This window comes from Arcicella sp. LKC2W (genome assembly GCF_034931005.1).
Taxonomy (GTDB): domain Bacteria; phylum Bacteroidota; class Bacteroidia; order Cytophagales; family Spirosomataceae; genus Arcicella.
The window spans coordinates 388,661-402,922 of the sequence record NZ_JAYGIN010000001.1; the positions used below are offsets into that span (position 1 = coordinate 388,661).

Sequence of the window (14,262 nt, forward strand, 5' to 3'; positions counted from 1 at the left end):
TATCTACCACTATTATGATTAATGTTACAAGAGGTGAAAAACCGACTTCTTTAGATAATCCCGCAATTCAAAGCTATTTGGATAAAGTTGCGTCATACAACAGTTTGGAGGATGACGACAGAAAAATAGCCAAACAGCCTAAAAGTAATATCTCTTATAGAAATTTTGATGTTTTAGAAGCATTTGCCCGTGATTTTCATTCAAAATGTTACCTGACTGAACAAAAATTTGAGAACCCTTGGGCAATGGATATTGAACATTTTAAGTCAAAAGCATTTGGGCAATTTCCAGAATTAAAATATGAATGGGCGAATTTATACCCATGTACGCATGATGCTAATATGGCAAAACCTCGAAATGAGCCTAACGGAAGTTATTTAGACCCGTGCGACCCTAATGAAGATGTTGAAGAAGAGATTATTTATACGCTGATGTCAAATGGTGAATCTTACTTTGATGCTAAAGATTCTCAGAATATCAAAGCTAAAAATACCTCCGCTCTTTTGGATAAGATTCATAATGGAGACGATTTTGATTCAAAAAAGAAAACTGCAACATTAAGATTTTATATCAATAAAAAAGCAGATGAAGTTAAAGAGTTAATAATGTCTTGGCAATACAATAAATTGAAAGGCAATGTAACAGAAGAAAAACACTTAGAGCGAAAGATTAAAAATATACTCTCTCGAAAATCTGATTTCACAATGCTGTTACGTTCTCTTTCATGTGTAAAACAATATTTACCAAAAGAATTTTTAGATTAATCATTTCACAAAAGTCAAAATAGAAAATAATAGAAACGGTGCTGAAAATTCAGCACCGTTTCTATTTAAACCCAAGCAGGACAAAAACGTTACAAATAAATTCTAATTTTACACCTCAACATCTTTCCTAAACATATCATGAAAAAAATATTGACTTCATCATTAGTATTCCTTTCCGTTATTGCCTTCGGACAAACCGCTAAGCAAGAAAATTTACTGCAATACGTCAATCCTTTGGTCGGAAGTGATTCTCGTTTCGATTTCTCAAATGGAAATACTTACCCAGCCATTGCCTTGCCTTGGGGTATGAATTTCTGGACTCCACAAACTAATAAAATGGGCGATGGTTGGTGCTACCAATACGCCAGCAACAAAATTAGAGGGTTCAAACAAACGCACCAACCTTCTCCTTGGATTAACGATTATGGTGCTTTTTCCATTTTTGCTACTACTGAAAAACTCGTTTTTGATGAAAATAAACGTGAATCATGGTTTTCTCACAAGGCTGAGATTTCTAAACCAAATTATTACCGAAACTACTTGTCGGACTACAACACAACCGTTGAAATTACGCCAACTGACCGTGCCGCAAGGTTTAGAATTACGTATCCACAAACCGAAAAAGCATATCTAATCATCGACGGATTCTTTAAAAATTCGATGGTAAAGGTTTTTCCAAAAGAAAGGAAAATCGTTGGTTATGCTCGCAATTCGTCGGGGGGCGTGCCTGATAATTTCAAAAACTACTTTGTTATTTACGTTGACAAGGATTTTGAAGAAGTTTTTGGCGTAAAAGACGGAGAAATTCAAGTAAATGTATTGGAGGTTGAAAGCAAACACGCTGGAAGTATTATTCGTTTCAAAACAAAAACTGATGAGCAAGTGAATTTAAAAATCGCTTCGTCTTTCATTAGTGCTGAACAAGCAGAATTGAATTTACAGAACGAAATTGGAAATCAGACTTTTGACCAAATTGTTGAAAAGGGGGCAAATACATGGAATTCGCAACTCAATAGAATCAAAGTAGAAGGCGGTTCTGTTGATGAAATGAGAACTTTTTACACGGCTTTGTATCACACAATGTTGTTTCCAAGAAAATTTTATGAAATTGGCAAAGATAACAAAATCGTGCATTATAGTCCTTATAATGGCAAAGTTGAAAGTGGCTATATGTTTACTGATAATGGCTTTTGGGATACTTTCAGAGCCGTTTTTCCACTTTTTAATTTGATGTTCCCAGAAATGAATAATCAAATTATGGAAGGACTGGCAAATACTTATAAAGAAGGTGGTTGGTTGCCAGAATGGGCAAGTCCTGGACACAGAGATTGTATGGTTGGTTCAAATTCGGCTTCCATTATTTCAGATGCTTATTTGAAAGGCGTTGGTAGAAATAACATCGAAACATTGTACGAAGCCATCACAAAAAATACGAAAAATGAAGGCCCATTGAGTTCAGTTGGTCGTTTAGGGGCAAAATATTACAACGATTTGGGCTACGTTCCTTACGATGTGGGTATTAACGAAAATACGGCTCGGACACTCGAATACGCTTATGATGATTTCACGATTTGGAAATTGGCAAAATCATTGAATAAACCACAAAGTGAAATTGATTTGTACGCTAAAAGAGCTCAAAACTATCGAAATGTGTTCGATAAATCAATCAATTTTGTTCGTGGAAAAAATAAAGATGGTAGTTTTCAGTCACCTTTCAGACCAGATAAATGGGGTGATGCCTTTACTGAAGGTTGTTCTTGGCACTGGACTTGGTGCGTTTTTCATGACGTGCAAGGTTTAGTCGATTTAATGGGTGGTAAGAAAAACTTTGTCTCAAAATTAGATTCGGTTTTTACGGCACCTCCAACTTTTGATTATTCTTATTACAGTATTCAAATTCACGAAATTACAGAAATGTTGGTAATGAATATGGGACAATATGCTCATGGAAATCAACCAATTCAACACATGCCGTATTTGTATAACTATGCGGGTGAGCCTTGGAAAACGCAGTACCACGTAAGAAATATCATGAAAAAACTTTATTCTGCTAATCCTGATGGACTTTGCGGTGATGAAGATAACGGACAAACCTCCGCTTGGTATGTATTTTCAGCTTTGGGAATGTACCCTGTTGCACCTGCTACTGACCAATACGTTTTGGGTTCTCCATTGTTCAAAAAGGCTACAATTAGTTTACAAAATGGTAAAACTTTCACGATTGTAGCACCAGAAAATAATGCGAATAATCTGTATGTTTCAAGTTCAAAATTGAATAATGTAGGTTATACCAAAAACTTCTTGAATTACGCAGACGTTATGAAAGGCGGAACATTAAACTTAATGATGTCTTCAAAACCAAATAAAACAAAAGGAGTTACAGATTCAGATTTTCCTTATTCTATGACGAATGAATTGAAGAAATAGTAAATAAAAAAACCTCTTGAAGTTTTCAAGAGGTTTTTTTATTACAAAATGAAGTCCATAATTTATTCTTTAATAATTTTTACAACTTTCTGTCTATCAGCTTCTTGCACTGAAATAAAGTACATTCCAGTTTTCAAACCTTTCGTATCTATTCTAAATTCATTTTTATCTAAAATAACTTCTTGCGTTCCTATTTCTACGCCATTAGATGAAATCATTTTGACCTTTTTAGGTTCTTCCACCGTGTTATAATTCAAACGAATTGTCACAATATCACTCACAGGATTTGGATAGGCTGTTATGTCATTTGTATCAAAATCTAAGAAAGAAGTATCTTGACTTTCAGCTTCATCAATTCTTGCTAAAGCATTGTTTTTGATGGCAGTAGTAATGTTGATTGTATAATCTTCAACTTCACCATAAGTAAATGTTTCACAAGCTGTTGGATACGCTCCGTATTTGGCAGAAACTCTCATTCTGGTAGCACCTAATGGAGCAGTGGACGGTATTGTAAATGATACATTTGTATTTCCTGCACTTGTAAAATTTGTACTAACTACTTGTTCTCCTGCATCTGTAAATACGCCATTCTTATTATAATCAATCCAAACTCTCCAGTACATTCTATAAATTGTACTGGTAAATCCTGAAGATATTGTGATGGTTTGACTTGTTCCTCTCACTGCATTGGTAGAAAGTGCCATTCCATTATAGTATCCTGCATCTTTCGCTGAGGTTCTATTAATTGTTCCTAATTTCACATAATCCACCCACATAAAGTTAAGATTCGTTCCTTTTGAAGCACAATAAGTGATAGAAGCAGTCGTAAATTGAGCAGTCATATAAGCACTACTTCCTGATGCACAATTAGCTTTTACACGCCAATCGTAAATACTTGACAATGTAAGTCCCGATAAATTATAAGTAGTTGTTGTATTGGCACTTGTGGCAGTTATCCATGTTGAAGAACTCGCTAATTTATATTCGACAGTATAGTTATTTGCCCCCGAAACTGCTCCCCAATTTAAGGTTGCACTGGTTGATGTAATGGCGGTTGTTGTAGCCGAACTTGGAGCTAAACATGGCGATAATGTTGTAAAACTTGTTTGAGAATAATTATTACAAGTTGAAGTTCTTACTCGCCAATTATATGTTTGACTTTGTGTTAAACTTACAAAAGTAAAATTTGTTCCACTCACTAAAGTATCATTACTCCAAATTGAACTTGTACTGTTTTTATAGGATACATAATAATTGGTCGCACCCGCAACCGCTCCCCAATTTGCCGTTGCAGCAGTTAAAGTTATATTCGAAGTCGATAAACTACTTGGACTTGAACAATTATAGTTTACCGAAACAGTATCTGTTTGTGGAGAATGACCATTATCAATCGTCAAAGCAAATTGCAAATTTGTTCCGTATGGAGTTGCAGGGTCAATACTGAAAGCAATATTATCACTTTGAGATTGTAATAAAGTAAGTGTATTGTAAGTTTTGGTAGCCCCAGTTGATGTTACATAACTTGACAATGGTGTAATTGAAACAGTATAAGAAGCGGGTTTTACACTAAAATTTTGAATTGAATAAGCTACTGAACCAGAGGTCGTTGATAAAGTTTGGTTAGCAGTTGGCGTTAATTTTGCAAAATAAGTAGCTACTTTCATTGCTTTTTTATTCATTTCAACGGTTGTATTACAAAGCGGAATTATTCTTGAAGAAGCAGGCCAAAAACCCTCTGCGGCTGGTCCAACTTCGGGCGTAAAACTATAAATTTTTGCTTTCGTTGTTTGCTCTCCATATTTCCAGTCATCACCTGCACCGTTAGCAGTATAATTCACCGTTTGGACAGCACTTCCAGAAACAAAGCCATTTTCAGCCACAAAAAACGAACCCATTTGTTGAAATAAACTTAATTCTGGATTACTATTCGTTGTAGAATAACCATACGGATGAATACAATAATTACCATAAGCATGAAAATCCATTGAAAGGCTAAAAGTATGGGTATTACAAAAGTTACGAATAATTTGTGTTTCTGGCTCAGAAAAAGGAGCAGTTCCTCTGTAAGTTTCAGAACTGGTTGTGGGCGAAGAACCTGTATTGTCAATTCCCCATTGAAAACCGTAATTTCTGTTAATATCTACTCCGTAAGTTCCATTTCCATTATTTTTACGATTTTTTCTCCACATTCCTCCTCCACTCGGATTAGTAGTTTGATTATAAACATAACCATCAGGATTCACACACGGCACGATATACAATTCGGTACTATTTACCAAAGTTCTAATCTCTTTATCAGTGTTATAATTCTCTAAAATATGCCACATAAAGAAAATTAACTGACTCATACTCATGGGTTCACGGGCATGATGAACGGCATTAAAAAACATTTCGGGTTCGGTTTCATCAGCATCAGGATTATCGCTAATTTTTACCATAAAAACACTTCTTCCCTCAACGGTTGTCCCAATACTACTCTTGGCAGAAATCAGATTTGGATAAAGCGTTCTCATTTGGTCGAGAATCGTCTGTAACTCTGCAAAAGTGTAATAACCACCATAAGTTCCAAGAGCAAAATTACTTGGTGTTGCCACAGCGGTTTTGGCGTTTTTGGCTGACTTTTTATCAATATCTTGATTATACTTTGTGAGATTTTTTTCTAAATCCTCTACGATATAAGTAAGTTTTACATTATTTTTTTTCAGTAAAGAAAGGTCACTATCTGAAATCTCAGCAGTAAAATTTTTCTTATTCTCATAACTAAAATGGTCAATTTCAAGACCATTATTAAAAAGGTATTCTAATTTTTGCGGTTCAATTTCAGCAACAATACGGTGAAATTTCATTCGCTGAGCATTGACAAGCGAAGTCATTAAAACAAAAATTACAAGGGCGGGCAAGTAAAATTTCTTTTTCATAAATAATTAATTTTTTAAGTTGAGTTTTCTTAGAGCATGGGACAACCAAAACCTCTAAAGCATCAGCAGTTAAAGAAACGAGAAAGTTTTAAGAGAAGGCAATTATTTTTTTACAAAAATGATAATGGCATAAGCAGATTACTACGAAAAATTAATATTTTGATTCTACTACTTAATCAGTACAAAGGAGGAAAATTAAGTATTTTCGATTAATTTCCTGTAAGTTAAAATTAATCTTTTAAAAATCCATAATTTTTAGAAAGAAATTCAAAACAAACCTAATTCAAAATAATAAGTCTGTTATATAATTTTTATCTTTGAAAATAAACATCAACTAAATTAACTCAACATGAAAAAGAATATTCTCTTCTTGCTTTCATTTTCAGTATTTCTGACATCTTGTAGTAATTCAGAAGTGGAACAACTCAAAAAAGAAAATGCCGCATTGGCTGCACAAGTGCAAGCCCTCAAAACTGGCGGTACTGCCAAACCGCCCAAATACATTTTAAAAATCAGACTCAAACAAGCTCATTTCTCTTTAAGCATCAAAAAACATATAAAAGATGCGGTAAATGCAATTGATTTTGAAATTCCTGTCGATAAAGAGTTCTATGATTCGGTTTCAAAAGGAACTGAGATTATTGATAAATTCAGATTTGGGTCATTTGTTTTGTCTGGTAGTTTTGGCGACTGGGAGATGACCGTAAAAGATAAGGAAATACGTCAGCAATAAGGTTTTTGTAGAGACTTAACAATTAGGCAATTTTCAAAAGTATACGGAATTATCTATTATTTGTCGCAATCAAGAAAATAACCGCAGACAGGGCGAAAAGCCGCTGTCAGGGTTGAGTCCAAAACCCTGACAGCGGCTTTTTTGCCCTGTCTGCGGTTGTGTGGCAAATTGTAGATAATTCAAAAAATATATTCCATCAACAATCTCAAATTATGAAATCAAAATCTATTATTTTTTCAATACTCCTTCAAATTTGTGTAGGAGTCGCAAATCTTTTTGCCCAACAACCTAATTGGACTTTAACGCCATTTGTTAAACAAGATGCTGTAAATCCAATTTTGTTGCCAATAAAAAATACAACATTCTATTGCCCTGTCAGTAAAAAAACAGTGAATTGGGAAGCCAAAGACGTGTATAATCCTGCGGCAGTTGTCCGAAACGGCAAAGTATATTTGCTTTATCGAGCAGAAGATACCCTAAAATCCGTTGATGGCACTTCTCGCATTGGTTTGGCAGTAAGCAATGACGGCATTCATTTTAAAAGACAAGCAAAACCTGTACTTTTTCCAGAAAATGACTTCATGAAACCCTACGAATGGGCTGGCGGTTGCGAAGACCCACGCATTGTAGAAACCAATAACGGCAGGTATATTGTCACCTACACAACTTATGACGGAAAAACGGCTCGACTTTGTGTTGCATCATCGTCTAATTTACAGAAATGGAAGAAACACGGATTGGCTTTCAAACAAGAAAAATACCGAAATTTGTGGTCGAAGTCGGGAGCAATTATTTGTAAACGAGTTGGCGAAAAACTAATTGCGACTAAAATAAAAGGGAAATATTGGATGTATTTTGGCGATACTGATATTTTCTTAGCAAGTTCAAACGATTTAATGAATTGGGAAATTTTGGAAGACGAAACAGGGAAACCAAAACCCATTTTTGGAGCAAGAAAAGATAAATTTGACAGTCGTTTGGTAGAGTCTGGACCTCCTGCCATGATAACAAAAGATGGCATTTTATTGCTTTATAATTCCATGAATTTGCACGAAGGTGGCTATGCAGGTTTACCACCCGATGCGTATAGTGCTGGACAAATTTTGATGGATAAAAATGACCCTTCAAAAGTAATTGCCAGAACCGACGATTATTTTATGAAACCAGAAAAAGACTATGAATTGAACGGACAGGTTAATCAGGTAGTTTTTATTGAAGGAATGGTGTATTTTAAGAATCGTTATTTTTTATATTACGGAACAGCTGATTCTAAAATTGCCGTTGCGGTTTGTAAGTAACACAGACTTCAGTCTGTAAGTGATACAATTGGCGTTTGACCTTACTTACAGACTAAAGTCTGTGCTACTAATTACAGACTGAAGTCTGTGTTACTAATTACAGACTAAAGTCTGTGCTACTACTTACAGACTCAAGTCTGTGCTACTAATTACTTAATTGGCTCGCTAATTGTTTCAACGTAATTTCAGCAACTTTTACATTGTAACTCAAATTATTCAAACGATAACCTGAGTTTTCAAAACTTTGTTGTGCCTGTTTGATGTCAATAATAGTTGCTTGTCCCAATTGAAAACGTTGAGTAATTACGTTCAATAACTTCTCAGCCAAAGCATAGTTTTGTTGCTCTGCATCAATTAAACTTAATGTTGCGGTGTAACTTTCCCAAGCTTTTGCAGCCGTATTTCTAAAATTCTGCAAGACTACTTCTTTTTGTAAACGAGCATTTTCAGTATTGACTTTCGCTACTTGAATCTGGCGGATATTGTTTGTTCCTGTATAAATTGGAACGCTGACATTTACACCTAAAAATGGACCATACTGTTGGTTCAACAAGGTAAAACCTGCCGCACTTTGACTACGAGTATAATTATAACCTGTATTCAAATTGACCGTTGGGTATCTTCTCGCTTCCACTTCTCTTTCAATAATTTTATTGATACCTATTTGGGTTTCAGCAGATAATAAACTTGGGTGATTTTTCAAGCTCACTTGTATATTTTCCCATTGCAAAGCCTTGTCAACGATGATGGTATCTTTAATGATAATTTCAGAATTGGGAGGCATAACCAAACTGCGTAACAAATCATCTTTTGCTTGCTCAATAATAATATTCTGTGATTGCAAAGCTTGATTTTGAGCATTTAAGTCTAATTGTGCTTGAAACAATTCTGCATCATTCGACATTCCAGCACTTCGACGGGCTTCAATTAACTCTAATTTTTGTTTAGAAACTTCAATGGATTGTTTGAGTGTAGCAATAAAATTTTGCTGTTGAACAACCATATAATATTTGAGCATGACATCCGAAATGACACCTTGTATCGAAACATTCAACTGGTCTTGGCTCAAATGTTGTAATTCCTCCAAACGTTTTTTTGTAGCTAAAACCCGCCCACCGTTATAAAGCATCATCGTTGCCGTAAAACCAATATTTGAGTTATTTGAAGCAACAGAAGTACGATTTGTAATAGTTCCATTACTCAATTCTTGATTCAAACCTGTCAATTGTTCATTGGTTACAACTGCTCCAGTTACTGTTGGCAAACCACCTGCTACCCCAATATGATTATTGATACTGGCGGCAGTAATATTATTTTTAGCAATTTGAATGTCTAAATTATTTTTAAGAGCAATTTCAACGGCTTGCGATAAGGTTATTTGCTGTTGGGCAAAACCATTATTAGCAAGGAGTAACATTGCTGAAAAAGAAAATAGACTAATATATTTCAATGAGATATTCATATTTTTTAATGAGCGAAAATATAACTAATTAATTTTCAATATTTTCCAAGATTAATCATTGTGGTTTTGTTCATCTGTTGTACCTTCTTCAAGAGCCAATTTAGATTCCTCAGTTACATAATTGGCACTTGAAATGAAAGTATAAATGGCAGGAATTACTAACAAGGTCAAAATCAAGGAGAACAAGATACCTCCAACAACTACCGTTCCCAAAGGCACACGACTTGTTGAGGCTGCTCCCAAACTTAATGCAATCGGTAAAGCACCCAAAGATGTTGCTAAACTGGTCATCAAAATTGGACGTAAACGTTGCGTTGAAGCTACAACAACTGCCTCAAATTTGGACAATCCCTCCTCACGTTTCTGATTGGCAAATTCTACAATCAAAATACCGTTTTTGGTTACCAAACCAATCAACATAATCATTCCGATTTGAGAGAAAATATTAAGCGTTTGGTCAAAAAACCACAAACTACCTAACGCACCTGCCAAAGCTAAAGGCACGGTAATCATAATCGTGAATGGGTCTTTGAAACTTTCAAATTGTGCGGCTAATAACAAATAAATCAGCGTTAGAGCCAACCCAAAAGCAAAAGCGGTATTAGATGAACTTTCAGAATAATCTCTTGAAGGTCCACTCAAAGCCGTTTGGAACGATTTATCTAAAACTTTATCCGCAATTTTTTGCATCGCTTTTACACCATCACCAATCGTTTTTCCTTCTGCCAAAGATGCAGAAACTGTTGCCGATTTCAGACGATTAAAGTGGTAAAGCGTTGAAGGATTACTACTTTCTTCCAATTTCACAACGGCACTTAACGGAATTCTTTCACCACGAGTATTGGTTACAAATAGGTTTTCAATGTCGCTCGGTTGAGTTCTTTCGCCTCTTTCAACTTGAGCAATTACTTCATATTGACGACCGTTCATCGTAAAATACGCCAATCTTCTTCCACTAAATGCTCCTTGTACCGCACTTACTACGTCTTGAGTCGTTAATGCCAAATCCTTAATTTTGATACGGTCGAAAGTCATTAAAAGTTCTGGTTTATTGAACTTCAAGTTTACATCAACGTTTTGGAATGTTTTATCATTTCGGGCTTCATCCAAGAATTTAGGCAAAGCATCTTTAATTTTGGCAAAATCAATATTCTGAACTACAAACTGCACAGGTAAACTACCACGAGAACCCAAACCAACGGAAATCGTCTGTTCTTGAATTCCAAAAATTCGAGCATTATTAAACTTACTTAGTTTTTTATTGAGCGTTTTGGCAATTTCGTCCTGACTTCTATTTCGTTTATCTGGGTCAACTAAACCGACACGAGCAATTGATGAGTTTGTACCCCCAACACCTCCAAAACCTGGAATGGCATTAAATACAAAATCTTTTTCTGGAATAGAGTCATTCAAATAATTCGTAACCTTATCCGAAACACTTTGCGTATATCCATAACTTGAGCCTTCGGGCGTTGTGATGGTAAAACGAACACTACTTTTATCTTCCATCGGAGCAATTTCACTTTGCAAGTTTTTACCCGAAAACCAGATTAAAAGTCCACACGCCAAAACGATTACCCAAGCCATCCAACGTACACGCATAAATCCTTTCAGAATACGCTGATAACCACTTTCCATACCTGTAAAAAATGGTTCAGTTTTGTCATAAAGCCAACCATGCCCCGCTTTTTTACGAGTCAAATACACGTTCAGAACTGGCGTAATTGTCAGAGAAACAAAGGCGGAAATCAAAACCGCACCCGCTACGACAATACCAAATTCTCGGAATAAACGACCCACGAAACCTTCCAAGAAAATTACAGGTAAAAACACCACTGCCAAGGTCAATGAAGTAGAAATTACGGCAAAGAAAATTTCCTTACTTCCTTCCAACGCCGCCTTTCTGATTGGCAAACCTTGTTCTAATTTTCGGAAGATATTTTCAGTTACAACAATACCATCATCCACTACTAAACCCGTTGCTAAAACGATTCCCAAAAGCGTCAAAACGTTGATAGTAAATCCGCACAAATACATCACGAAGAAAGTCGCAATCAATGAAATAGGAATATCTATCAAAGGACGAATAGCAATTAACCAGTTTCTGAAAAAGAAGAAAATAACCAATACAACCAATCCGAAGGAAATAATCAAAGTTTCTTCAACCTCCTCCAAAGAACGGCGAACGTTTTTGGTATTATCAATCAATAATTTAAACTCAATATCCGATTTATTTTCTTTCTTGATTTCCTCCAGACGCTTGTTAAATTCATCGGCAATTTTGATGTAATTTGCCCCAGGTTGTGGCACAACTGCCAAACCAACGGCATAAACACCATTGTATTTCCAACTTTGTTCTAAGTTTTCTGGCCCTAATTCAACGCCTGCAATATCTCCCAAACGAACAATTCCATCAATACTTTGACGAATAATTAAGTCTCTAAATTGTTGTTCTGTCGTTAATCTTCCCAAAGCACGAATAGTCATTTCGGTATTACTTCCGTAGATTTTCCCTGCGGGTAATTCTACGTTTTCACGAGCGAGAGCCGTTTGAACATCGGTAAATGATAAACCGTAAGCGTTCATTCGGTCAGTTTTAAGCCAAACACGCATCGAATAACGTTTTTGCCCTAAAATGTTCACCCCACTTACGTCATTGATGGTTTGAAAACGTTGTTGAAGTACATTTTCTGCATAATCACTTAACTCTAATAAGCCTTTACTTCTACTCTGAATTGCCAATAAAAGAATAAAATCACTGTTGGCATCGGCTTTAGAAACCACTGGCGGAGCGTCAATATCTTGCGGTAAACTTCTTACTGCCTGAGCAACTTTGTCACGTACATCACTGGCGGCGGCTTCTAAGGGTACGTCTAAGTTAAATTCAACCGAAATTGAACTACTTCCTAAGGTACTCGATGAGGTAATTGAGCGAATACCAGGAATACCATTAATTTGCTTTTCTAATGGTTCCGTGATTTGGTTTTCAATAATATCGGGGTTTGCACCTGTATATGAAGTCCTTACCGTAACAATGGGCGGGTCAATGGCGGGATAATCACGTACTGCCAAGAATGAAAAACCTACTACTCCAAAAAGAATAATAAGGATGTTCATCACCGTAGCAAATACGGGTCTTTTTAATGATAATTCTGAAATATTCATGAATATGATGGATTAAATCAGCTTTAAAGCAATGATTTGATTTTCTACAAAGAAAAATAACTTTAGCATATAGTGAGTTTTATGTAGCACGGGAATCTTTCCCGTGAAGCCTACAAACAGATTAGACTCCAATATCGCTTAGTTAAAGAATTTATTTGGTACAAACTTTCGGGAAGTTAATCAGCTTAACTAAACAACATTTGATTAGACTCTGTTGCCCTCCTATCGCTCAAAAAATATACTGCTTGTTCTAAGTTCTATTACAAGTTTTTCACACTACGAACCTTTACAGGTTTGTCTGGACGAGCAAATAATACACCATCTACTACAATGGAATCGCCGTCTGCTATGCCACTGGTAATTTCCACAGAACCTTCTTGTCGCACGCCTGTTTCAACTACTACATAATTGGCAACGCCATTTTTAACTAATACCAACTTTTTATTTTTATCGTCAGGAATTATGGCATTGGTTGGTACCATAATGCTTTTACGGGCAGCACCTGCATTGAAATATACCTTAGCGAATGTTCCAGGATTGGCAGAACAATTACTAAGTGAAGCACGAATCAATAAATTTCGAGTAGTCTGATTTACCTGAGGCTCACGAGCTATCACAACGGCTTTGCAACGAGAATTACCTTGTCCTTCTACGGCAACTTCTACCACTGAACCTTTACGAATAATACCTGCGTATTCTTCTGGAACGGTAAAGTCAATTTTCAATTTGTTGACTTGCTGCATAGTGGCAATGATGGTTGTTGGAGAAACGTAAGCTCCTTGAGAAATTTGACGGAGACCTATTAAACCGCTGAATGGTGCTTTCAATACGGTTTTATCAATCAACACTTGGGTATATGCCATGTCAGCTTTCAAGCTATTTACTTGATTGAGAGCAGTATCATATTCTCCCTGAGAAATACCATTGACTGCCAAAAGTTTAGCCAAACGTTGTTCCGTTTTTTGAGCTAATTCAAGTTGAACTTTCGTTTTGTTCAATTGAGCTTGCAAATCAGCATCATTGATACGAGCCAAAACGGTTCCTTGAGCAACATTTGTCCCTTCTGGAATATTGAGATAGGTTATACGACCACTAACTTCCGTGTGTAGTTCCACAAATTCGTTGGCAACGATTGAACCATTCGCCTCTGTAATTGAACTAATACCTTGATGTGAGGCAATAATGACATCAACAACAGCAGGTTTGTCTTCTTTTTTACTTAAATCTTCCTTTTTCTTTTTGCTACATCCTGCCAAGCTTAAACAAAAGACTATGATGGCAAAAAATACTAATAGTGGATTAGTGTTCTTCATTTTTAAATTGAAAATATTATTCAACGTTGATTTTTATGTAAAGGTAACTTGCGAAGAATAACCTTTTATCCCGTTTTACTGCACAATATCAATATATTTCGACCAAGGATTATAATGTGTAGATATGTCGGAAATAGTTGGCAGAAAATATAACTATTTGAAGAGAAGCTATAAAATAAAAT

Annotated in this window: 8 protein-coding genes; 4 read left to right on the plus strand and 4 right to left on the minus strand. The window is 35.8% G+C overall.

What is annotated here, in order from left to right; genetic code table 11:
- The first annotated feature begins 14 nt into the window (after window positions 1-14).
- Window positions 15-764, plus strand: a complete 750-nt coding sequence (locus VB796_RS01430) for a hypothetical protein (RefSeq protein ID WP_323344723.1) — start codon at window positions 15-17, stop codon at window positions 762-764.
- Window positions 765-902: 138 nt separating this feature from the next.
- Window positions 903-3,191, plus strand: coding sequence for a GH92 family glycosyl hydrolase (locus VB796_RS01435; protein ID WP_323344724.1), 2,289 nt, complete (start codon window positions 903-905; stop codon window positions 3,189-3,191).
- A 62-nt stretch (window positions 3,192-3,253) separates the two neighbouring features.
- Here VB796_RS01435 and VB796_RS01440 read toward each other — a convergent pair whose 3' ends face one another.
- A complete protein-coding gene (locus tag VB796_RS01440) occupies window positions 3,254-6,109 on the minus strand; it encodes a M14 family zinc carboxypeptidase (RefSeq protein ID WP_323344725.1) in 2,856 nt (951 codons plus the stop codon).
- A 349-nt stretch (window positions 6,110-6,458) separates the two neighbouring features.
- Between VB796_RS01440 and VB796_RS01445 the strand changes: the two genes are divergently transcribed.
- Both VB796_RS01445 and VB796_RS01450 read left to right on the plus strand, forming a co-directional pair.
- Window positions 6,459-6,842, plus strand: coding sequence for a hypothetical protein (locus VB796_RS01445; protein WP_323344726.1), 384 nt, complete (start codon window positions 6,459-6,461; stop codon window positions 6,840-6,842).
- 212 nt (window positions 6,843-7,054) lie between these two features.
- Window positions 7,055-8,140 (plus strand): glycoside hydrolase family 130 protein, encoded by a 1,086-nt coding sequence (locus tag VB796_RS01450; protein ID WP_323344727.1) that lies wholly within the window; start codon window positions 7,055-7,057, stop codon window positions 8,138-8,140.
- A 145-nt stretch (window positions 8,141-8,285) separates the two neighbouring features.
- Here VB796_RS01450 and VB796_RS01455 read toward each other — a convergent pair whose 3' ends face one another.
- The 3 genes from VB796_RS01455 to VB796_RS01465 all read right to left on the minus strand — a co-directional run bounded on the left by VB796_RS01455 (window position 8,286) and on the right by VB796_RS01465 (window position 14,080).
- Window positions 8,286-9,602 carry a TolC family protein gene (locus tag VB796_RS01455; protein WP_323344728.1) on the minus strand — a complete coding sequence of 439 codons (1,317 nt, stop codon included), beginning with the start codon at window positions 9,600-9,602 and terminating at the stop codon, window positions 8,286-8,288.
- A 51-nt stretch (window positions 9,603-9,653) separates the two neighbouring features.
- Window positions 9,654-12,767, minus strand: coding sequence for an efflux RND transporter permease subunit (locus VB796_RS01460; RefSeq protein WP_323344729.1), 3,114 nt, complete (start codon window positions 12,765-12,767; stop codon window positions 9,654-9,656).
- A 260-nt stretch (window positions 12,768-13,027) separates the two neighbouring features.
- A complete protein-coding gene (locus tag VB796_RS01465) occupies window positions 13,028-14,080 on the minus strand; it encodes an efflux RND transporter periplasmic adaptor subunit (RefSeq protein ID WP_323344730.1) in 1,053 nt (350 codons plus the stop codon).
- Window positions 14,081-14,262: the final 182 nt, after the last annotated feature.